This window comes from Pseudonocardia sp. NPDC049154 (assembly GCF_040648315.1).
Taxonomy (GTDB): domain Bacteria; phylum Actinomycetota; class Actinomycetes; order Mycobacteriales; family Pseudonocardiaceae; genus Pseudonocardia.
Map to the genome: position 1 here is coordinate 1 of NZ_JBEZDN010000143.1, position 19,847 is coordinate 19,847.

At 73.6% G+C, this 19,847-nt stretch carries 24 protein-coding genes; 10 read left to right on the forward strand and 14 right to left on the reverse strand.

Translation table 11 applies throughout. The features are described from left to right. The 3 genes from AB0B41_RS37555 to ilvA all read left to right on the forward strand — a co-directional run. Positions 1-1,632: LCP family protein (locus tag AB0B41_RS37555; RefSeq protein ID WP_358211796.1), on the forward strand; the 1,632-nt coding region annotated here is incomplete at its 5' end. A gap of 25 nt (positions 1,633-1,657) precedes the next feature. Further along, positions 1,658-2,374 (forward strand): TIGR03089 family protein, encoded by a 717-nt coding sequence (locus AB0B41_RS37560; protein ID WP_358211797.1) that lies wholly within the window; start codon positions 1,658-1,660, stop codon positions 2,372-2,374. Between the two features lie 76 nt (positions 2,375-2,450). Then, on the forward strand, positions 2,451-3,686 hold the full coding sequence (gene ilvA, locus AB0B41_RS37565; protein WP_358211816.1) for a threonine ammonia-lyase IlvA: 1,236 nt from the start codon (positions 2,451-2,453) through the stop codon (positions 3,684-3,686). Between the two features lie 49 nt (positions 3,687-3,735). Here the strand turns inward: ilvA and AB0B41_RS37570 are convergent, their stop codons facing one another. After that, a complete protein-coding gene (locus AB0B41_RS37570; protein WP_358211798.1) occupies positions 3,736-4,893 on the reverse strand; it encodes an acyl-CoA dehydrogenase in 1,158 nt (385 codons plus the stop codon). An 86-nt stretch (positions 4,894-4,979) separates the two neighbouring features. Between AB0B41_RS37570 and AB0B41_RS37575 the strand changes: the two genes are divergently transcribed. Both AB0B41_RS37575 and AB0B41_RS37580 read left to right on the forward strand, forming a co-directional pair. Next, on the forward strand, positions 4,980-5,660 hold the full coding sequence (locus AB0B41_RS37575; RefSeq protein WP_358211799.1) for a TetR family transcriptional regulator: 681 nt from the start codon (positions 4,980-4,982) through the stop codon (positions 5,658-5,660). 56 nt (positions 5,661-5,716) lie between these two features. Further along, on the forward strand, positions 5,717-6,115 hold the full coding sequence (locus tag AB0B41_RS37580; protein WP_358211817.1) for a DUF1801 domain-containing protein: 399 nt from the start codon (positions 5,717-5,719) through the stop codon (positions 6,113-6,115). 279 nt (positions 6,116-6,394) lie between these two features. Here AB0B41_RS37580 and purE read toward each other — a convergent pair whose 3' ends face one another. Together purE and AB0B41_RS37590 are read right to left on the reverse strand one after the other, a co-directional pair. Further along, complete coding sequence (gene purE / locus AB0B41_RS37585) at positions 6,395-6,901, reverse strand: 5-(carboxyamino)imidazole ribonucleotide mutase (protein ID WP_358211800.1); 507 nt, start codon at positions 6,899-6,901, stop codon at positions 6,395-6,397. Continuing rightward, the gene (locus AB0B41_RS37590; RefSeq protein ID WP_358211801.1) at positions 6,898-8,145 is read right to left on the reverse strand and encodes a 5-(carboxyamino)imidazole ribonucleotide synthase; all 1,248 of its coding nucleotides are present in this window, start codon (positions 8,143-8,145) and stop codon (positions 6,898-6,900) included. Before AB0B41_RS37590 ends, purE begins: the two co-directional genes overlap by 4 nt. An 82-nt stretch (positions 8,146-8,227) precedes the next feature. On the opposite strand from AB0B41_RS37590, the gene AB0B41_RS37595 reads away from it, so the two are divergent. Continuing rightward, on the forward strand, positions 8,228-8,761 hold the full coding sequence (locus AB0B41_RS37595) for a GtrA family protein (protein ID WP_358211802.1): 534 nt from the start codon (positions 8,228-8,230) through the stop codon (positions 8,759-8,761). A 6-nt stretch (positions 8,762-8,767) separates the two neighbouring features. Here AB0B41_RS37595 and AB0B41_RS37600 read toward each other — a convergent pair whose 3' ends face one another. From AB0B41_RS37600 to AB0B41_RS37610, 3 genes are all read right to left on the reverse strand, one after another. Further along, the gene (locus tag AB0B41_RS37600; RefSeq protein ID WP_358211803.1) at positions 8,768-9,712 is read right to left on the reverse strand and encodes an alpha/beta hydrolase; all 945 of its coding nucleotides are present in this window, start codon (positions 9,710-9,712) and stop codon (positions 8,768-8,770) included. A gap of 118 nt (positions 9,713-9,830) precedes the next feature. After that, positions 9,831-11,102, reverse strand: a complete 1,272-nt coding sequence (locus tag AB0B41_RS37605) for an ATP-binding protein (RefSeq protein ID WP_358211804.1) — start codon at positions 11,100-11,102, stop codon at positions 9,831-9,833. A 6-nt stretch (positions 11,103-11,108) separates the two neighbouring features. After that, on the reverse strand, positions 11,109-11,765 hold the full coding sequence (locus AB0B41_RS37610; RefSeq protein WP_233302303.1) for a response regulator transcription factor: 657 nt from the start codon (positions 11,763-11,765) through the stop codon (positions 11,109-11,111). Between the two features lie 54 nt (positions 11,766-11,819). On the opposite strand from AB0B41_RS37610, the gene hisN reads away from it, so the two are divergent. Together hisN and AB0B41_RS37620 are read left to right on the forward strand one after the other, a co-directional pair. Continuing rightward, on the forward strand, positions 11,820-12,638 hold the full coding sequence (gene hisN / locus AB0B41_RS37615; protein WP_358211805.1) for a histidinol-phosphatase: 819 nt from the start codon (positions 11,820-11,822) through the stop codon (positions 12,636-12,638). A gap of 26 nt (positions 12,639-12,664) precedes the next feature. Continuing rightward, on the forward strand, positions 12,665-13,141 hold the full coding sequence (locus AB0B41_RS37620; protein WP_358211806.1) for a MaoC family dehydratase: 477 nt from the start codon (positions 12,665-12,667) through the stop codon (positions 13,139-13,141). Here AB0B41_RS37620 and AB0B41_RS37625 read toward each other — a convergent pair. The 4 genes from AB0B41_RS37625 to AB0B41_RS37640 all read right to left on the reverse strand — a co-directional run bounded on the left by AB0B41_RS37625 (position 13,101) and on the right by AB0B41_RS37640 (position 16,063). Next, positions 13,101-13,718 (reverse strand): Uma2 family endonuclease, encoded by a 618-nt coding sequence (locus tag AB0B41_RS37625; RefSeq protein ID WP_358211807.1) that lies wholly within the window; start codon positions 13,716-13,718, stop codon positions 13,101-13,103. The genes AB0B41_RS37620 and AB0B41_RS37625 overlap by 41 nt on opposite strands. Before the next feature lie 61 nt (positions 13,719-13,779). Continuing rightward, entirely contained in the window at positions 13,780-14,721 is a 942-nt protein-coding gene (locus AB0B41_RS37630) for a hydroxymethylglutaryl-CoA lyase (RefSeq protein WP_358211808.1), read from the reverse strand. Further along, complete coding sequence (locus AB0B41_RS37635; protein ID WP_358211809.1) at positions 14,714-15,199, reverse strand: PH domain-containing protein; 486 nt, start codon at positions 15,197-15,199, stop codon at positions 14,714-14,716. Before AB0B41_RS37635 ends, AB0B41_RS37630 begins: the two co-directional genes overlap by 8 nt. 21 nt (positions 15,200-15,220) lie before the next feature. Continuing rightward, a complete protein-coding gene (locus AB0B41_RS37640) occupies positions 15,221-16,063 on the reverse strand; it encodes a biotin--[acetyl-CoA-carboxylase] ligase (protein WP_358211810.1) in 843 nt (280 codons plus the stop codon). 222 nt (positions 16,064-16,285) lie between these two features. Here AB0B41_RS37640 and AB0B41_RS37645 point away from each other — a divergent pair, with 222 nt between their 5' ends. Continuing rightward, complete coding sequence (locus AB0B41_RS37645; protein WP_358211811.1) at positions 16,286-17,923, forward strand: acyl-CoA carboxylase subunit beta; 1,638 nt, start codon at positions 16,286-16,288, stop codon at positions 17,921-17,923. Between the two features lie 74 nt (positions 17,924-17,997). After that, positions 17,998-18,183, forward strand: coding sequence for an acyl-CoA carboxylase epsilon subunit (locus tag AB0B41_RS37650; RefSeq protein ID WP_358211818.1), 186 nt, complete (start codon positions 17,998-18,000; stop codon positions 18,181-18,183). A 126-nt stretch (positions 18,184-18,309) separates the two neighbouring features. Here AB0B41_RS37650 and AB0B41_RS37655 read toward each other — a convergent pair whose 3' ends face one another. The 4 genes from AB0B41_RS37655 to AB0B41_RS37670 all read right to left on the reverse strand — a co-directional run. Next, positions 18,310-18,876 (reverse strand): ATP/GTP-binding protein, encoded by a 567-nt coding sequence (locus AB0B41_RS37655; RefSeq protein WP_358211812.1) that lies wholly within the window; start codon positions 18,874-18,876, stop codon positions 18,310-18,312. Then, complete coding sequence (locus AB0B41_RS37660; RefSeq protein WP_358211813.1) at positions 18,860-19,243, reverse strand: DUF742 domain-containing protein; 384 nt, start codon at positions 19,241-19,243, stop codon at positions 18,860-18,862. Before AB0B41_RS37660 ends, AB0B41_RS37655 begins: the two co-directional genes overlap by 17 nt. Before the next feature lies 1 nt (position 19,244). Then, positions 19,245-19,646, reverse strand: a complete 402-nt coding sequence (locus tag AB0B41_RS37665; RefSeq protein WP_358211814.1) for a roadblock/LC7 domain-containing protein — start codon at positions 19,644-19,646, stop codon at positions 19,245-19,247. After that, a partial coding sequence (locus tag AB0B41_RS37670) for a hypothetical protein (RefSeq protein WP_358211815.1) occupies positions 19,643-19,847 on the reverse strand: 205 nt, incomplete at its 5' end. The genes AB0B41_RS37665 and AB0B41_RS37670, both read right to left, overlap by 4 nt.

Sequence of the window (19,847 nt, forward strand, 5' to 3'; positions counted from 1 at the left end):
GACCGCGACGAGCCCCGCAGGCCCCTCCGCCGGACCGTCGTCGAGCCGCCGCCGCGCCGGCCCGCACGGGACGTCTCGCGGGGTACGGCGCCCACCCTTCCCCCCGCCCGCACGCGCCCGCGCACCCCACCGCCGGCGCGGCCCCGCCCGGTGACCGCCCCGCCGCCCGGGCGTCCCGCCGGCCGGTTCGTCCGCCGGGCCCGGATCACGATGTGCGTCCTGTCCGCCCTGGTCGTGGCGGTCACCGGCACGGCGTGGGGCCTCTACCGCGACCTCACCGCGGGCCTGACCACGACCAACGTCATCACCGGCGGCTCCTCCGGCGGCGAGCAGAACATCCTGCTCGTGGGCGTCGACAGCCGCACGGACGCGCAGGGCAACCCGCTGCCCGACGACGTCCTGCGCACCCTGCGCAGCGGCGCCGAGTCCGGCGTCCTCAACTCGGACACGATCATCGTGCTGCACATCCCCGCCGACGGCGGCAGCGCGACGGCCTTCTCCATCCCGCGGGACAGCTACGTCGACATCCCCGGCTACCGCAAGGACAAGATCAACGCCGCCTACCCGGCCACCAAGGCGCTCAAGGCCGAGGAGCTGGTGAAGTCCGGCGTGACCCAGAAGGACGCCGACCAGCAGTCGTCGGCGACCGGGCGGACCGCGCTGATCGACACCGTGCAGGACCTGACCGGCCTCACGATCGACCACTACGCCGAGATCAACCTGCTCGGCTTCTACAACCTGACCCAGGCCATCGGCGGCGTCGACGTCTGCCTCAGGGCCCCGGTGAACGACGAGTTCTCCGGCGCCCGCTTCGCCTCCGGTCCGCAGACGATCTCGGGCGCGGACGCGCTGGCCTTCGTCCGCCAGCGGCACGGCCTGCCCGAGGGCGACCTGTCCCGCATCCGCCGGCAGCAGGTGTTCCTCGCCGCCGTCGCCGACAAGATCCTCTCCAGCGGCACGCTCACCAACACCGGCACCCTCTCCGCGCTGATGGACGTGGCGAAGAAGTCGCTGGTCATCGACTCCGGCTGGGACCTGCTCGGCTTCGCCCGGCAGGCCTCGGACATCGCGGCGGGCAACATCGACTTCGTGACCGTCCCGACGCAGGGCGGCGCGAACAACGAGCGCGGCGACGTCGTGCTGGTCGATCCGACGCAGGTCCACCAGTTCGTCGAGCAGCGGACCGCGCCGAAGGAGGAGCCCGAGACCACCGCAGAGGCCCCGCCCGCGTCCACGGTGGACCCGGCGACGGTCACGGTCGACGTCGGCAACGGCTCGGGCGGCACCGGCCTGGCGGCCCAGGTCGCCGACCGGCTCGGCGGGGCCGGCTACCAGCGCGGCACGGTGGAGAACTCGGAGAGCCGCTCGACCTCCGTCGTCCGCTACGCCCAGTCGGACGGCGACGAGGCCGCCCGCGCGGTGGCCGCGCAGCTCGGCGGGATCGGCGTCGAGCAGGCCGACGGCGTGCGGTCCGGGCACGTGCAGGTGCTGCTCGGGACGGACTTCGCGGGCTCGTCCGCCGCGGGGGCGACCGGGACGACGGGGGCGACGACCACGACCGGCGGCTCGTCGACCTCCGCCCCCGCGCCGACCTCCGAGGTCAACGCGGGCGGCGTACCGTGCATCGACTGATCGCCCGCACCCGCGAAGGACGTCCGTGTCGCTGACCGCCACCCTGCTCGACCCGATCCTCGCCGCCGCCCCGGCACGACCCCTGATCACCTTCTACGACGACGCCACCGGCGAGCGGATCGAGCTGTCCGCGGTCACCACGGCGAACTGGGTGGCCAAGGCCGCCAACCTGCTGCGCGACGAGTGCGACGTCGAGCCGGGCGGCACGGTCGCCGTGCTGCTGCCGGCGCACTGGCAGACCGCGTCGGTGCTGCTCGCGGCGTGGTCGTGCGGGGCCGAGGTGGTCGGCGAGCCCGCCGAGGCGGACCTCGTGCTGTGCGACGCCGGGCGACTCGACCTCGCGCTCGCCGCCGAGCCGTCGGGCGGGGTGGTCGCCCTCTCCCTCGACGCGTTCGGTCGCGGGATCGACGGCCTGCCGGCCGGGGTGATCGACTTCGCCACCGAGGTGCGGCTGCACGGCGACGAGTTCGTGCCCTGGGAGCCGGTGCCCGCCGACGCCCCCGCCCTCGACGGCATGCCCGCCTCGGAGGTGGCCGCCTGCGCGGCGGCGCGGGCCGGCGACCTGGGGCTGTCCGGTTCGGACCGGGTGCTGTCGACACGGGACTGGTCCGCGCGCGAGGACCTGGTCGACGGCCTGCTCGCCGTCCTCGCCGCCGGCGCCTCGCTCGTCCAGGTCGCGCACGCCGACGCGGGCCGCCTGGAGCGCAAGTACGACACGGAGAAGTGCACCGCCCGCCTGTGACGGCGGGCGGGCTCGGGAAGAGCCCCGCAGGTGGGCTGGCTACGGTGGGGTGGTGACCACCGCCCCCGCCCAGAGCGTGACCGCCTCCGACGTCGACGCGGCGGCGGGGCGGTTGCGCGCGGTGATCGGGCCGAGCCCGCTGCAGCTCTCGGCGCGGCTGTCCGACGCCGTCGGCGGCGAGGTGTGGCTCAAGCGCGAGGACCTGCAGCCGGTCCGCTCCTACAAGATCCGCGGCGCCTACAACCTGATCGCCCAGCTCTCGCCGGAGGAGCGCGAGCGCGGGGTGGTGTGCGCGTCGGCCGGGAACCACGCCCAGGGCGTCGCGTTCGCGTGCGCGCGGCTGCACGTCACGGCCCGGGTCTACCTGCCCCGCACCACGCCGCGGCAGAAGCGGGACCGGGTCGCGCGGCTGGGCGGCAAGGTCGTGGAGGTCGTGGTCGTCGGCAACACGTACGACGACGCCGCCGCGGCCGCCGCCGCCGACGCCGAGCAGACCGGCGCCACGCTCGTCCCCGCCTTCGACGACCCGCGCACCGTGGCCGGGCAGGGCACGGTCGTCCGCGAGGTCCTCAGCCAGCTGGCGGACCCGCCGGACCAGATCATCGTCCCGGTCGGCGGCGGCGGGCTGCTCGCCGGCACCCTCGTCTACCTGCGCGAACGGCACCCGGAGGTCCGGGTGATCGGCGTCGAGCCGGCCGGCGCCGCGAGCATGGCGGCGGCCCTGGCGACGGGCGAGCCGACCACGCTGGCGGAGGTCGAGCCGTTCGTCGACGGGGCCGCGGTGCGCCGGGTCGGCGAGACCACGTTCCCGATCGTGCGCGAGGCGTCGATCGCGGTCGACGCCGTCGACGAGGGGCGGATCTGCGTCGAGATGCTCGCGCTCTACCAGTCGGACGGGATCATCGCCGAGCCCGCGGGCGCGCTCGCCCCGGCGGCGCTGGGCCAGCTGGACATCCCGCGCGGCTCGAGCACGGTGTGCCTGCTCTCCGGCGGCAACAACGACGTCAGCCGCTACGCCGACATCGTCGAGCGCGCGCTGGTGTGGGAGGGCCGCAAGCACTACTTCCTGGTGGAGTTCCCGCAGGAGCCGGGCGCGCTGCGTCGCTTCCTCGACGACGTCCTCGGGCCGGACGACGACATCACGCTCTTCGAGTACGTCAAGCGCAGCAACCGGGAGACCGGCCCCGCGCTCGTCGGGATCGAGCTGGGCGACCCGGCCGACCTCGAGCCGCTGCTGGCCCGCATGGAGGGCGCGCCGCCGCAGATCGAGCGGATCCCGCCCGACTCCCCCCTCTTCCGCTTCATCCTCTGAGGTCGTGAGTGGCAATAGTCGCCATGACGACTATTGCCACTCACAGGGTTCAGCGGAGGAGGGAGCGCGCCATCACCATGCGCTGCACCTGGTTGGTGCCCTCGTAGATCTGCGTGATCTTGGCGTCGCGCATCATCCGCTCCACCGGGAAGTCCCTGGTGAAGCCCGCGCCACCCAGCAGCTGCACGGCGTCGACCGTCACCTGCATCGCGGTGTCGCTCGCCAGGCACTTCGCTGCCGACGAGATGAAGCCGAGGTTCTTCTCGCCGCGCTCGGCGCGTGAGGTCGCGACGTAGACGAGCTGTCGCGCCGCCTCGACCTTCATCGCCATGTCGGCGACCATGAACTGGATGCCCTGGAAGTCGGCGATCGCCTTGCCGAACTGCTTGCGCTCCTTGATGTACGCGATCGCCTGGTCGAGCGCGCCCTGCGCGATGCCGACGGCCTGCGCGCCGATCGTCGGGCGGGTGTGGTCCAGCGTGGCGAGCGCGGTCTTGAAGCCCGTGCCCTCGGCGCCGATGATCCGGTCACCGGGGATGCGGCAGTCCTGGAAGTAGATCTCCCGGGTCGGCGAGCCGGCGATGCCGAGCTTGCGCTCCTTCGGCCCGACCTCGAATCCCGGGTCGTCGGAGTGCACCACGAACGCGGAGATGCCGTTGGCCTTCTTCTCCGGGTCGGTCACGGCCATGACCGTGTACCAGGTGGACTCGCCGGCATTGGTGATCCAGCACTTGGTTCCGTTGAGGACCCAGTCGTCGCCGTCGCGGCGGGCCCGGGTCTTCATCGAGGCCGCGTCGGACCCCGCCTCGCGCTCGGACAGCGCGTAGCTGATCATCGCCTCGCCGGCGGCGATCGACGGCAGGACCTGCTTCTTCAGCTCCTCCGAGGCCGAGAGCAGGATCGGGACCGAGCCCAGGCCGTTGACCGCCGGGATGAGCGACGACGACGCGCAGACCCGCGCGACCTCCTCGATCACGATGCAGGCGGCCAGCTCGTCGGCCCCCTGCCCGCCGTACTCCTCGGGGATGTGCACGGCCTGGAAACCCGCCTTGACCAGCGCGTCCTTGGCCTCGTGGGGGAAGCGCGCCTGCTCGTCCACCTCCGCGGCGTGCGGCGCGATCTCCTTCTCGGCGAGCGCACGCACGGCGTCGCGGAGGGCCTCGTGCTCCTCGCTCAGCCGGTAGGCGTCGAACTCGGCGTTCAGCATCTCTTCTCCCACGTCGGTGTGTCCGGGTGCGTCCACTCTAACGGCACTCCGTGCCACAGAACAACGCCCCTGCTACCCTCCGTGCCATGTCCCCCGTCACTCCCCGCCGCGGCCGCTCGGCCGAGGGACGCGCGGAGGTGCGCCGCGATCTCGTCACCGCGGCCGTGGACCTGTTCACCGCGCAGGGCTACGACGACACGACGGTCGACGACATCGCGGCCGCCGCCGGCGTCGGGCGCCGGACCTTCTTCCGGTACTTCAAGGGCAAGGAGGACGCGGTCTCCCCGGACCACGAGCTCGGCCTCGCCCGGATCGCCGAGGTCTTCGCGACCGCGCACCCCACCGAGCCGCTCCTGTCGGTGGTGCTGCGGGCCGGGGAGACGGTGTTCGACCTCTACCTGTCCGACCCGGGGACCGCCCGGAAGCGGTTCGCGCTGGTCCACGAGGTGCCCGCGCTGCGCGACCGGGAGGCGGCGATGGTGCACCGCTACCGGCGGCTCTTCACCAAGGAGCTGGCGATCCGGCTCGCCGACGTCGAGGACGGGGACCTGCGCGCGGCCGTCACGGGGGCGGCGGTCGTCGCCGCGCACAACCAGGCGCTGCGGCGCTGGCTGGCCGACGGCGGCACGGCGGAGGGCACCGAGGCCTGCCGGGCGCACTTCCGCAAGGTCGCCGACATGCTGCCGCTGGAGCAGGCGCCGGACCTGGAGCAGGTGGCGCGGCGGCTGGAGCGCGCGGCCCGCTCGCTGGAGCGCCGCACGAGCTGAGCCGGACGGCCGATGCCCCGTCCGGGCCGGTACGCCACGATCGCCCGGTGAGCGAGATGAGCCCCGACGAGTACCTCGACGCCGTCGACGCGAAGCGCCGCCCGGACGTCCTGGCCCTCGACGCCCTGATCCGCGAGGAGGCGCCCGGCCTCGACCGCGTGGTGCAGCGCGGGATGCTGGGCTACGGCCCCTTCCACTACCGCTACGCCACGGGGCGGGAGGGCGAGGCCGCGCTGATCGGGCTGGCCGCGCAGAAGCGCTACCTCTCGCTCTACGTCCTCTGCTCGGTCGACGGCCGGCACCTGGCCGAGACCTACGCCGACCGGCTGTCCGGGGCGTCGATCGGGAAGTCCTGCGTGCGGTTCACCGCGCTCGGGAAGGTCGACGAGCAGGTGCTCCGCGAGCTGGTGGCGGAGGCGGCGGCCCTGGGCCCGCGGGACGCGGCCGGCGCCTGACCGGCCCCGGACATGAGTGATCCCCGGGCCGCAACCCCGTCGGAACGGGGAGCGCGTGCCGAGCTGGACTGGGCTCGGGCCCGGGGACCACTGGTGACCGCCTGGGATTCGCCGGCACCTACCGGCTTCCACTGGCCGTCAGGAAGACGTCCTGTTGGTGCCTAGCGGACAGCCACCTCACGAGTCCTGTCGCTAATCAACGTCGGACCACCTCCCTTCTCGTGTACCGCCACCCTACGACCGCGGGGCGGCCGCGCGCCACGAAATTGGGCGATGTGATCAGGAGCCCGGCCCGGACGCCTTCTCGCGCAGCGCCGCGTCCTTCTGCAGCACCATCTCCTCGAGCGCGGACTGGAAGCTCTCCATCCGCCCGCGCAGCTCCGGATCGGCCGCGGCCAGGATCCGCACGGCGAGCAGACCGGCGTTGCGCGCGTTGCCCACCGCGACCGTCGCGACCGGCACCCCGGCCGGCATCTGCACGATCGACAGCAGCGAGTCCAGGCCGTCGAGCACCTTCAACGGCACCGGCACGCCGATCACCGGCAGCGGGGTCGCGGCGGCGACCATGCCGGGCAGGTGGGCGGCGCCGCCCGCCCCGGCGATGATCACCTGGATCCCGCGGCCCGCGGCGTCGCGCGCGTAGTCGAGCATCCGCTGCGGGGTGCGGTGCGCGGAGTACACGCCCACCTCGTACTCCACGTCGAACTCGGCGAGGGCGGCCCCGGCGGCCTCCATCACCGGCCAGTCCGAGTCGCTGCCCATGATCACGCCGACGCGTGCGCTCACACCCGTGCTCCCGTCTCGGTGGGGACCTCCGAGGACACACCGGCGGCGCCCGCCCCGTCGTGCACCGACCAGCCGTCCGTCCACTCCGCGGTGGACAGCCACTGTGCCGCGAGGACCGCCTTGCGCCGGGTCTCGGCGAGGTCGGTGCCGAGGACGTTGACGTGCCCCACCTTGCGCAGCGGCCGCTCGCCCTTGCCGTAGAGGTGGACCTTGACGTCCGGGAACCGCGCGAAGAGGTGGTGGATGCGCTCGTCGACGCTCATCCCCGGCGTGCGGTCCGCGCCGAGCACGTTGGCCATGACGACGACCGGCGCGGTCATCGCGGTCGTGCCCAGCGGATAGTCGAGCACGGCACGGAGGTGCTGCTCGAACTGCGAGGTCCGGGCGCCCTCGATGGTCCAGTGCCCGGAGTTGTGCGGGCGCATCGCCAGCTCGTTGATCACGAGCCCGGAGTCGGTCTCGAACAGCTCCACGGCCAGCAGCCCGGTCACGTCGAGCTCCTGCGCGATCCGGAGCGCGAGCGACTGGGCCTGGAGCGCGCGCTCCTCGGACAGGTCCGGCGCGGGCGCCAGGACCTCGACGCACTGGCCGGCCTCCTGCACCGTCTCGACGACGGGCCACGCGGCGGCCTGGCCGAACGGCGAGCGCGCGACCTGCGCGGCCAGCTCGCGGCGCATGGCGACGGCCTCCTCGGCCAGCAGCGGGGTGCCGGCGGCCAGCAGCTCGCGGACGAGGTCCGGGTCGGCATCGCGCAGGAACCAGACCCCGCGGCCGTCGTACCCGCCGCGGGCGGCCTTGAGGACGACGGGCCAGCCGTGCTCGGCGGCGAACGCGTCGACCTGGTCGGGCGCGGTGATCTCGGCGAAGGCCGGAACCGGGAGCCCCATCGCCGAGAGCCGCCGGCGCATGACGAGCTTGTCCTGGGCGTGCTGCAGGGCGTCGGGGTGCGGCCGCACCGGCACGCCCTTGGCGACCAGCGCGCGCAGGTGCTCCTGCGGCACGCCCTCGTGGTCGAAGGTCACCGCGTCGCAGCCGACCGCGAGCGCCTCGAGCGCGGCGAGGTCGTCCGCCCCGCCGGGCACGACGTCCGGCGCGACCAGGGGCGCGGGCTCGTCCGGCTTGACGGCCAGGACCCGCAGCGACTGGCCCAGCCCGATCGCGGCCTGGTGCGTCATCCGGGCCAGCTGGCCCCCGCCGACCATCCCGACGACCGGGAAGTCCCGGCGCGGTGCAGAGGTGCTCACGATCGGAGAAGCCTACCCACCGACACGCGGAGGACCCGGGCCGGACGCCGGTGCGCTGCGGCGCTCTGGCACGATCGATCGAGTGTCCCTGGTCGAGACGACGCTGGCGCGCATCCCCGAGCCCTACCGCGGCATCGCCATCAAGCACCGGGAGCTGCTGAAGTTCGCGGTCGTCGGCGGGGCCACGTGGGTCATCGACACGGTGGTCTTCCTGGTCCTGAAGACCACGGTGCTGGACACCAAGCCGCTCACCGCCAAGATCGTCGCGGTGCTGGTGGCCACCATCGTGTCGTACGTCATGAACCGCGAGTGGTCCTTCCGGACCCGGGGCGGCCGTGAGCGTCATCACGAGGCGCTGCTGTTCTTCCTCATCAGCGGCCTCGGGGTGGCGATGTACTCCGCGCCCCTCGCGGCCTCGCGCTACCTGTTCCACCTCCAGGTGCCCGAGGTGTCGCTGCTCGTCCAGGAGGTCTCGGACTTCGTCAGCGGGCAGATCCTCGGCACGCTCGTCGGCATGGCGTTCCGCTGGTGGGCGTTCCGCCGGTTCGTGTTCCCCGACGAGAACGTGCGCCGCCAGGTCACCGTCCCCGAGCACCTCGACGAGCTGGGGCAGTAGCCCGGCTCACCAGCCGATCGCACCCAGGAAGCCCAGCAGCGCGGCGTTCACCTCCGCCGGGCGCTCCTGCTGCACCCAGTGCCCCGCGCCCTGGACCAGGACCTCCCCGCGCAGGTCGTCGAGATGGTCCACCTGCCGGTCCGGCGGCGTCATCCGCAGCACCGGGTCCGCGTCGCCGGCCAGGAAGAAGCTCGGCACCGTGACGTGCGCACCCGCGAGCTCGGGCGTGCGCTCCCAGTTGCGGTCGAAGTTCCGGTACCAGTTGATCCCGCCGGTGAACCCGGTGCGCGCGAACTCCGCGGCGTAGTGGTCGAGCTCCTCCTGGGACAGCCAGTCCGGCAGGGACTCCGGCTGTGGCAGCCGCTCGACGACGCCGCGGCCGTCGTCCGCGCCGATCAGGCTCGTCCCGTCCCCGGCGACCAGGCCGCTGAGCATGCCCCGCATCGTGAGCGCCGGGTCCTCGGCCATCTCGGCGTCGGCGACGCCCGGCTGCTGGAAGTGCAGGATGTAGAAGAACCTCCCGGCCAGCTTCTCGCGCCAGATCTCGGTCGGGCGCCGCTGCGCGCGGGGCACGAAGGGCACGCTCATCCCGCACACGCCCGCGACCCGCTCGGGGTGCAGCAGGGCCAGGTTCCACACGACCATCGCGCCCCAGTCGTGCCCGACGAACACGGCACGCTCCTCGCCGAGGTCGTCGAGCACCGCGACGAGGTCGTTCGTGAGGTGGTGGATGTCGTAGTCCTCGACCCGCTCGGGGCGTGAGGAGCCGCCGTACCCCCGCTGGTCCGGCGCGACCGCACGGTAGCCCTCGGCCGCGAGCGCCGGGATCTGGTGCCGCCACGAGTACGCCAGCTCCGGGAAGCCGTGCGCCAGGATCACGGGCCGGCCCGAGCCCTCCTCGGTGACCCGCAGCCGCACCCCGTCGCCGACCTCGACCGTCCGCTCCGCCATACGCGCACCGTAACCGAGCGGACGTTCAGGTGGTGGCGGCTCGGACGGGTGACGGCCACTGTTCGACCCCGACACCCGCCCGATCCCCGCTGCACACCCGACGAGGCGGGGCACATCCCTACCTCGGGGTGGCGGCGGGGCGGGGAGGGCCGACGACGTCGTCGGCGCGGGCGGCGGGAAGGAAGATCGTGAAGGTCGGGGGGCGGGCGCGGGAGAGCTCCAGGCGCCCCCCGTCCGCCTCGACCAGCGCGCGGGCCAGGGCCAGGCCCAGCCCGGTCGACGACTGCACCGAGACCCCCCGGTCGAACACGTGCGGCACCAGTTCCTCCGGGATCCCGGCGCCGGTGTCGCTCACCTCCACGACCAGCATGTTCGCCCCCTCCCGCGCGGAGATGGTGACGGTGCCGCCGCCGTGCTGCAGCGCGTTCTCGACGAGAGCGCCGACGGCCTCCCGGATCCGCGCGGGCGTGACCCGGGCGAGCAGCCCCTCCGGGACCCGCAGCTTCAGTCGCCGCCCGGCCGACTCGAGGGCCGGGCGCCACTCGTCCGCCACCTCGGTGAGGCCCCACCGCAGGTCCATCGGCTCGGCACCGGCGGCGCGTGCGGCGCGGGCGGCCTCCAGCAGCTCGTCGAGCACCTCGGAGAGCTTCTCGGTCTGTTCCAGCGCGGCGAGGGCCTCGCGGCGGGCGCTGGGATCGGGATGGGTGGCGAGCTCGTCGAGCCGCAGCGTGAGTGCGGTGATGCGGCTGCGGAGCTGGTGCGAGACGTCGCCGACCAGCGCGCGCTCCCGCTGCACGAGGTCCGCGAGGGCACCCGCCGACGTGTCCAGCACGTCGGACACCCGGTCGAGCTCGGGGATGCCGTGGCGGTGCGGGGTGCGGCGGAAGTCGCCGGCGCCGAGCCGCGCGGCGCGCTCGGCGACGTCGAGCAGCGGTTCGGCCAGCCGGCGGGCGGTGACCGTGGCGACCACCGCGCCGGTCCCCACGGACAGCACGACCAGCAGCATGACGATCACCACGACCTGGAGCTGCTGGGTGCGCATGACGGAGATCGGCTCGGAGAGCGTGATCGTGCCGCCCTGGCCGAAGGGCAGCGACTCGGACAGGATGTCCGGGCTCTCGACGGTGCCCACCCGCTGGACCGGCACGCCGGGGATGTCGACGACGAGCTCGCCGCCGGCGGGCACGGCCAGGGCGATCGCGGCCGAGTCGAGCGGGGTGCCCGGCGGCTTGTCGTCGAGGCGGTCGTCGATCTGCTCGAGCCGCTGGATGAGCTCGGCGCGGGTGAAGTCGTCGACCAGCCGCCAGGTGGTGAACGCCAGCGGCCCGCCCAGGACCAGAGCCGTCACCGCGACGACGAACAGGGTCGACAGCAGGATCCGGCGGCGCACGCGGGGTCAGCCGTGGTTGAAGCGGAACCCGACGCCGCGCACCGTCGCGATGCGCCGCTCGCCGCCGATCTTGCGGCGCAGCCAGGACATGTGCATGTCCAGCGTCTTGGAGGTCTTCATGTCGGGGTCGTTCCACACCTCGCGCAGGATCTCCTCGCGGGTGACGACCTGCCCGGCCCGCAGCAGCAGCACGCGCAGCAGCTCGAACTCCTTGTTCGCCAGGCCGACTTCCTCGCCGTCGACCAGGACCCGACGGCCGGAGAGCTCCATCCGGACGCCGCCGACCTCGACGGTCTCGGGCGTGAGCCGGCGCAGCAGGGCGCGGACGCGGGCGAGCAGCTCGGCGAGGCGGAAGGGCTTGCCGACGTAGTCGTCGGCGCCGGCGTCGAGGCCCACGACGAAGTCGACCTCGTCCGTCCGCGCGGTGAGCATCAGCACCGGCAGGTCGGGGAAGTCGGGCCGCAGCCGGCGACAGACCTCGAGCCCGTCCATGCCGGGCAGGCCGAGGTCGAGGACCAGCAGGTCGACGTGCCCCTGCCGGACGGTCTCCAGCGCGCTGGTGCCGTCGGCGGCGACGTCCACCTCGTAGCCCTCGCGCTGCAGGGCGCGGGAGAGCGGCTCCGCGATCGCGGCGTCGTCCTCCGCCAACAGGACGGTGGTCACGTCGGTGAGCTTAGGCCCGTCCGCACCCGGGCACGCGTGGCATGCTCCCCGCCCGTGACCTCCACCGGGACCGATTCGGACACGCGGGCGGATCTCGCCCTCGCTCTCCAGCTCGCCGACATCGCCGACGCGATCACCCTGCCGCGCTTCCGCGCCGCGGACCTCCGGGTCTCGCGCAAGCCGGACCGGACGCCGGTGACCGACGCCGACACCGCCGCCGAGGACGCCCTGCGCGCCGCGCTGACGGGGCAGCGGCCGGGTGACGCCGTGCTCGGCGAGGAGCGCGGCGGCTCGCTCGACGCGCTGCCGCCGAGCGGGCGCGGCTGGGTGCTCGACCCGATCGACGGCACCAAGAACTTCTCCCGTGGGATGCCCGTGTGGGCCTCGCTGATCGCGCTGACCGAGCACGGTCGGCCGAGGGTGGGCGTGGTGAGCGCGCCGGCACTGGGCCGGCGTTGGTGGGGCGCCGCCGGCCACGGCGCGTGGACCTCCGATCGCCCGGGCGGGGAGTCGCGGCGGATCTCCGTCACCGGCGTGGCCGAGTTGGCCGACTGCTACGTCTCGACCACCGATCTCAACACCTTCCGCGAGCACGGCCTGCTCGACGGCTGGCTCGCGCTCACCGAGGCCTGCTGGGAGACGCGGGCCTTCGGCGACTTCTGGCAGCACTGCCTGGTCGCCGAGGGCGTCATCGACCTGGCCGTGGAGCCGGAGGCCAACGCCTGGGATCTCGCCGCGGTGCAGCCGATCCTCGAGGAGGCCGGCGGGCGGCTCACCGACCTGGGCGGCCGGCCGGGCTTCGCCGGCGGCAACGGCATCGCCTCGAACGGCCTGCTGCACGACGCCGCTGTGACGATCCTCGGCGCGGGTTGAGGCCGGGCGCGGGTTAACGTTCGTTCATGCCGGATGCTCCCGAGATCGCGTTCGAGGACCTCACGCCGGGCCGGGTCCTCGACTTCGGTTCCGTGACCGTCGACCACGACGAGATGGTCGAGTTCGCCCGCCGCTTCGACCCCCAGCCGTTCCACCTCGACGAGGCCGCGGGCAAGGAGTCGATCTTCGGTCAGCTCGCCGCGTCGGGCTGGTTCACCGCCGGGCTGTGGATGCGGCTCTACGTCGACGGGCTCCTGCTGCGCTCGACCGCCCTCGGCTCCCCCGGCGGCGACGAGATCGCCTGGCCGGCGCCGGTCTTCGCGGGCGACGAGCTGTTCGCGACGATGGAGGTCCTGGAGGCCCGCCGCTCGTCGTCGAAGCCGTGGATGGGCCTGATCACCCTGCGGGCCTGGATGCGCCGGGGCGCCCCCGACAGCGAGGACGTGGTCTACCGCGCCCGCTTCACCGGCATGTTCGGCTCCCGGGAGCACCCCCGCCCGTAGCGACCCGTCCGTCGCTACCCCAGGCCGCGACGTCCACGGTCAGCTCGACCGGCCCGTCGACGTCCACGGTGGCGCGCAGCGCACCGGAGACCGCGGGCTGCTCGACGTAGCCCTCGCCCGGGGCGCCGAGCGTGGTCACCGTGAGCGTCGAGGCCGGCGGGTCGAGGTCGACCACCCAGTACTGCGGGATGCCGGCCTCGGCGTACTCGTAGGGCTTGAGGTGCAGGTCGACGTTGCGGCTCCCCGGAGAAATGATCTCCACGACGAGCGCGACATCGGTCGCGCGCAGCAGGCGATCCGGCAGCGGTCTCCGCGCCACGACGAGATCCGGTATCCGGACGGTCGGCGGGGCCTGCTCGCTGACGACCACATCCGGCTCCGTGACCGCCGTCCAGTCCGCGGGCATCGCACGCCGGAGCCGGACCAACAGCTCCGCCATCGCCTCCTGATGGTGGTTCCCGGGTCTCGGCGCCACGACCAGCACGCCCTCCTGCAACTCGTAGCGCGCCGAGTTGTCCTCCGGGAGTGCCGCGAACCCCGGCAGGGTCATCAGGTGGTGCGACACCGGCTGTGCCATCGGACCTCCTCCTCTCGGTTCGCGCACGAGCCTGCAGCTGGGCACCGACGGTCGTGCGTGCTCAGTCCGAGTTGTCCCCGGCCAGTGCCTTCACCACGCGTGACGGCGAGGGGCGGCCGAGCTTCCCCGCCATCCACACGCTGGTCTCGACGAGGGCGCCGAGGTTCGCGCCGTGCGTGATGCCCAGCCCGTCGAGCATCCAGACGAGGTCCTCGGTGGCGAGGTTGCCGGTGGCGGACTTCGCGTACGGGCAGCCGCCGAGCCCGCCGGTGGAGGCGTCGACCGTGGTCACGCCGCGGCGCAGCGCGGCGAGGGTGTTGGCCAGCGCCTGGCCGTAGGTGTCGTGGAAGTGCACGGCGATGCCGTCGACGGGCACCGACGCCGCCACGCACGCGTCGATCACGGCCTCGGCGTGCCCGGGCGTGCCTGTGCCGATGGTGTCGCCCAACGAGAGCTGCCAGCAGCCCATCTCCATGAGCCGCCGCCCGACGGCCGCGACCTGGGCCGGCTCGACCGCGCCCTCCCACGGGTCGCCGAAGGCCATGGACACGTACGCCCGCACCCGCATCCCGTGGTCGAGGGCCCGCTTCACGGTGGGCTCGAACATGTCGAACTGCGAGTCGAGGGTGCGGTTGAGGTTCTTCGCCGCGAAGGTCTCGGTGGCGCTGGCGAAGACGGCGACGTGGTCCACGCCGGCCTCGATCGCGCGGTCCAGGCCGCGGTCGTTGGGCACCAGGACGGGGTAGTCGACGCCCGGCCGCCGGTCGAGCGCGGCGAGCAGCTCGGCGGCGTCGGCCAGCTGCGGGACCCACTTCGGGTGGACGAAGCTGGTGGCCTCGAGGGTGGTGAGGCCGGCGTCCGCGAGCCGGGACAGGAACTCGGCCTTCACCTCGACCGGCACGACGGCCTTCTCGTTCTGCAGCCCGTCCCGCGGTCCGACCTCGTAGATCGTCACGTGCGCGGGCAGCCCCGCGGCGGGCACGGTCATGGGCAGCTCAGGCATCGTCGGCGACCTCCTGGTAGAGCAGCGAATGCACCTTCTCGACGACGGGGACGTCCGTGAACTCCAGCGGCTCGTCGGAGGCCGACTCGATGACGAGCGTCCCGCACCCCAGCATGCGCTCCGCGACGGTGTGCCGGAACTGGACGGTGTTGATCCGCGACATCGGGATGTCCATGCCGCTGCGGGAGAGGACGCCCTCGCGGACGAGCACCCGGCGGGTGGTGACGACGAAGTGCGTGGTCCGCCAGCGCACGAAGGGCAGCACCGTGAACCGCCCCACCAGCACCGCTCCGACGACCCCGAGCCCGACCCGGGCGACGAGCGCCCAGCTCTGCGCGCTCACCAGTGCCGCGAGGAACGATCCCGCCCCGACCACGACGAGGAACACCAGCACCGGGAGCACCAGCATCTTCCAGTGCGGCCGGGTGTGGAGGACCACCCGCTCGCCCTCCACCAGCAGCTCGTCCGGATAGGCCACACACCCACCGTATCCGGGGGATCACGCCTCGGGACGGTCCGCCGGTCGCAGGTGCACGATGTCGCCCGCCGCGATGGCGCGGCGGTGCCCGTCGGGTTCGAGGACGAGCAGGTGGCCCTGCGGATCGACGTCCTCCGCGATCCCGATGAGCGCCGAGCCGCCGGGCATCTCGACCCGCACCTCGGACCCGAGCGAGAGGCAGCCGGCGCGGTAGTCGCCGCGCAGGCCGGACTCGTCGGCGTCGCCGGCGGCGGCCCGCCAGGCCGCCTCGCGCTCGGCGAGGTTGCGCAGCAGCGCGACGAGCAGCTCCGAGCGGTCCACGCCGGCCCCCTCGGCGGCGAACGAGGTCGCGGTCTCCGGCAGCGTGCCCGCCGGGGCGTCGACGTTGATCCCCATCCCCAGCACGACGCCCGGCCCGCCGCCGGACACCGGCGTCATCTCGGCGAGGATCCCGGCGCCCTTGCGGCGATCGGGGCCGAGCAGCAGGTCGTTGGGCCACTTGAGGCCGGCGGCGACGTCCGGCGCGACGGCCCTGATCGCGTCGAGCAGCGCGACGCCGGCGAGCATCGGCAGCCAGCCGAGCCGCTCGGCCGGGATGCCCTCGGGCCGCCACAGCACGCTCACGGCGATCCCCGACCCGCGGGGCGCCTCCCAGGTGCGGTCGAGGCGGCCGCGGCCGGCCGTCTGGTGCTCGGTGACGAGGACCGAGCCGTCCGGGGCGCCCGCGAGGGCCTCCGCCATGAGGTCGGCGTTGGTCGACCCGGTCTCCTCGACGACGTCGAGCCGGGCCCAGCGCCCGGCGGGGCCGAGCAGGGCGTGTCGCAGCGCGTGTTCGTCGAAGGGCTGCGGCGCGGGGGTGCTCACCGCCGGAACCTATCTCCGCACGCCCCGCCCTTCCCGGCCCGAGGCGTGGTGAAGGCGCCCGACGGTGCCGGAGGCGCGTCCGGTGCGCCGAGCGGCGCGCCGAGCGAGCGACCGGCGGCACCCCGGCCGGCCGGGTCCGACCGGGGTGACCGGCGGGAACGTGACGCAGACCGCTCCACCGGGCGGCCCGGGCGCGTCACGGCCGGGTTAGGCTCCGCAGCCATGAGCGCTGCAACGGAGCCGATGGGGGACCCGTCGAACGCCCCGGACGTCGAGCCGGACGTGCACACGACGGCCGGCAAGCTGGCCGACCTGTACACGCGGTACACCGAGGCCCTGCCCTCCGAGGCGGCGGCGGAGCGCCAGCACGCGAAGGGCCGGCAGACCGCCCGCGAGCGGATCGACCAGCTGCTCGACCCCGGCTCGTTCGTCGAGCTCGACGCCCTGGTGCGGCACCGCTCCACCAACTTCGGGATGCAGGAGAAGCGCCCCTTCGGCGACGGCGTCGTCACCGGCACCGGCACGATCGACGGCCGCCCGGTCGCCGTGTTCAGCCAGGACGCCACCGTGTTCGGCGGCTCGCTCGGCGAGGTCTACGGCGAGAAGATCGTCAAGGTCATGGACGTCGCGGCCAAGATCGGCTGCCCGGTCATCGGCATCAACGACGGCGGCGGCGCCCGCATCCAGGAGGGCGTGGTCGCGCTCGGCCTCTACGGCGAGATCTTCGTCCGCAACGTGCGGGCCTCCGGCGTGATCCCGCAGATCTCGCTGATCATGGGCCCGTCGGCGGGCGGCGCGGTGTACTCCCCCGCGCTCACCGACTTCACGGTCATGGTCGACGAGACCAGCCACATGTTCATCACCGGCCCGGACGTCATCAAGACGGTCACCGGCGAGGACGTCGACATGGAGGAGCTCGGCGGCGGTCGGGCGCACAACTCGAAGTCCGGTGTGGCGCACTACCTCGGCTCCGACGAGCAGGACGCGATCGACTACGTCAAGGAGCTGCTGAGCTTCCTGCCGTCGAACAACCTGTCCGAGCCGCCGACCTACCCGGCCCCCGAGCCCACCGCCGGGTCGATCGAGGACGGCATCACCGACACCGACCGCGAGCTCGACGAGCTCGTCCCGGACTCGGCGAACACCCCCTACGACATCCGCGAGGTCATCAACCGGGTGGTCGACGAGGGCGAGTTCCTCGAGGTCCAGGAGCTGTGGGCGCCGAACATCGTCACCGGCTTCGCCCGCGTCGAGGGCCGCTCGGTCGGGATCGTGGCGAACCAGCCGACCCAGTTCGCCGGCTGCCTCGACATCGACGCCTCCGAGAAGGCCGCCCGCTTCGTGCGGACCTGCGACGCCTTCAACATCCCGATCCTCACCTTCGTCGACGTCCCGGGCTTCCTGCCGGGCACCGACCAGGAGTGGAACGGCATCATCCGCCGCGGCGCCAAGCTGATCTACGCCTACGCCGAGGCGACCGTCCCCAAGGTCACCGTGATCGTCCGCAAGGCCTACGGCGGCGCGTACGACGTCATGGGCTCCAAGCACCTCGGCGCCGACGTCAACATCGCGTGGCCCACGGCGCAGATCGCCGTCACCGGCGCCTCCGGGGCCGTGAACATCCTGTACCGCAAGGAGCTCAAGGGCCTGGAGGGCGACGAGCTCGCCGCCAAGCGCGCCGAGTTGCAGCAGGAGTACGAGGACACCCTCGCCAACCCCTACATCGCCGCCGACCGCGGGTACATCGACGCGGTGGTCCCGCCGTCGCACACCCGCGGGTACGTGGGCCGCTCGCTGCGGATGCTCGCGACCAAGCGGGAGCAGGGCCCGGCCCGCAAGCACGGCAACATCCCGCTGTGAGCGACGCCGTGAGCGACAGCGCAGGGGAGAACGCGGACGAGAAGACCCCGGAGGAGCGCCGCGCGCTCTTCCGGGTGGTCAAGGGCGACCCGACGCCCGAGGAGCTGGCGGCGCTGACCGTGGTCCTCGCGGCGGCCGCGAGCGGTGGCGACACGCCGCCGCCGAAGGCGCGCGACCTGTGGTCGAACCCGGCGGACCGGGTGCGCCGGCCGCTGGACGTCGGCCCGGGCGCCTGGCGCGCCTCGGTGCTGCCCCGCTGACCCTCCCCGGAGACGGACCGGGAACGCCCCGAGAACGACGGCGGGCTCCCACCCGAGCGGGTGGGAGCCCTGTCGCCGAGGAGCGAAGTCCGTGAACTCAGACGCGCGCCGGAGGATCCCGGCGCGTCAGCCCGCTACGGCCGTGCGCGACAGCGCGTGCTCGACCAGCGCCACCAGCGACCGGAGACTCGAGTCGGCCTCGCGGGCGTCCATCCAGAGCACCGGGGTCTCCGGTGCGAGCGCGAGCGCGTCGCGCACGTCGTCCTCGGAGTGCACGTCCGAGCCCGGGAACCGGTTGACCCCGATGACGTACGGGATCCGCCGGTCCTCGAAGTAGTCGATCGCCGGGAAGCACTCGTCCACCCGGCGCAGGTCGACCAGGACGACGGCGCCGACGGAGCCGCGCGCCAGCTCGTCCCACATGAACCAGAACCGGGACTGCCCGGGCGTGCCGAACAGGTACAGGATCAGCGACTCGTCGACCGTGATCCGCCCGAAGTCCATCGCGACCGTGGTCGTGGTCTTGTCCGGCACGGCGACGGTGTCGTCGACGCCGACGGACGCGGCGGTCATCGCCTGCTCGGTGAGCAGCGGCGGGATCTCCGACAACGACCGCACGAAGGTCGTCTTGCCCACCCCGAAGCCACCGGCCACGAGGATCTTCAGCGGGTACAGCTCACCCCGATCGCGCACGGAGCCCCTCCAACAGTCTCTCCAGGATCTCGGGGCCGGGGGCGCCGTCGCCCCCGACCTGCGGCAGGTGCACCGCCACGTAGCCGGCGTCGGCCAGGTCGCCGACCAGCACCCGGGCCACGCCCACCGGCACCTGCAGGGCCGCACCGATCTCGACCAGCGAGACCGGGGCCGCGGCGAGGCCGAGGATCGTCCGGTACTCCAGCTGCAGGTCGGCGGCGTGCCGGCCCGAGTGCGTGACCGTCACGAGCGCCTCGACGGGCAGCTCCTTGCCGGCCGAGCGGGTCCGCCCGCCGGTGACCGCGTAGACCGGGACGACCCGGCCCGCCCGTCTGACGGGCTGGTCGTCCGCCGTTCCGTCGCGCACCTCAGCGCCCCGCCGGTGTGCGTGGCGCCGGGGTCAGCGCGTGGCCGACCCGCGACGCCAGCAGGGTCATCTCGTAGCCGATCATGCCGATGTCGCAGGCGCGCTCGGCGTGGACGGCGAGGGTCGCGCCACGGCTGACGGCGGTGACGAACAGGTAGCCGCCCTCCATCTCGAGGATGGTCTGGCTCACCGCACCGGAGCCCAGCAGCTGGGCGGTCCCGTTGGCCAGGCTCACCAGGCCGGAGGCCGCGGCCGACAGCTGGTCCCCGAGGGCCTCGCCGACGCCCGGCGAGGCGGCGAGGCGCAGCCCGTCGCCGGAGACGACGACGGCGTTGACGACACCCGGGACGTCCCGGGTGAACTCCACGAGCAGCCAGTCCAGCCGGCCGGTCGACGTGCTCACGGGTTGGTCCTCCTGTCGGTGATGTGCTGGTCGTGCTCCCCGTCGGTCCTGCCCCCGTCGAGGCCCTGGTCGGCGACGGCCTGGGCGGCCTGCCGGCTGGCCTGGTAGCGGGACAGGGCCTGGGCGGGGGCAGGACCGACGGGGAGCACGACCAGCACATCACCGACAGGAGGACCTACCCGTGAGCACGTCGACCGGCCG

Coding starts and splice junctions, on each gene's coding strand:
- AB0B41_RS37570 (WP_358211798.1), bottom strand. CDS start 4,893: ATGCTGAACGCCGAGTTCGACGCCTACCGGCTGAGCGAGGAGCACGAG.
- AB0B41_RS37575 (WP_358211799.1), top strand. CDS start 4,980: ATGTCCCCCGTCACTCCCCGCCGCGGCCGCTCGGCCGAGGGACGCGCG.
- AB0B41_RS37580 (WP_358211817.1), top strand. CDS start 5,717: ATGAGCCCCGACGAGTACCTCGACGCCGTCGACGCGAAGCGCCGCCCG.
- AB0B41_RS37600 (WP_358211803.1), bottom strand. CDS start 9,712: ATGGCGGAGCGGACGGTCGAGGTCGGCGACGGGGTGCGGCTGCGGGTC.
- AB0B41_RS37620 (WP_358211806.1), top strand. CDS start 12,665: ATGCCGGATGCTCCCGAGATCGCGTTCGAGGACCTCACGCCGGGCCGG.
- AB0B41_RS37625 (WP_358211807.1), bottom strand. CDS start 13,718: ATGGCACAGCCGGTGTCGCACCACCTGATGACCCTGCCGGGGTTCGCG.
- AB0B41_RS37630 (WP_358211808.1), bottom strand. CDS start 14,721: ATGCCTGAGCTGCCCATGACCGTGCCCGCCGCGGGGCTGCCCGCGCAC.
- AB0B41_RS37645 (WP_358211811.1), top strand. CDS start 16,286: ATGAGCGCTGCAACGGAGCCGATGGGGGACCCGTCGAACGCCCCGGAC.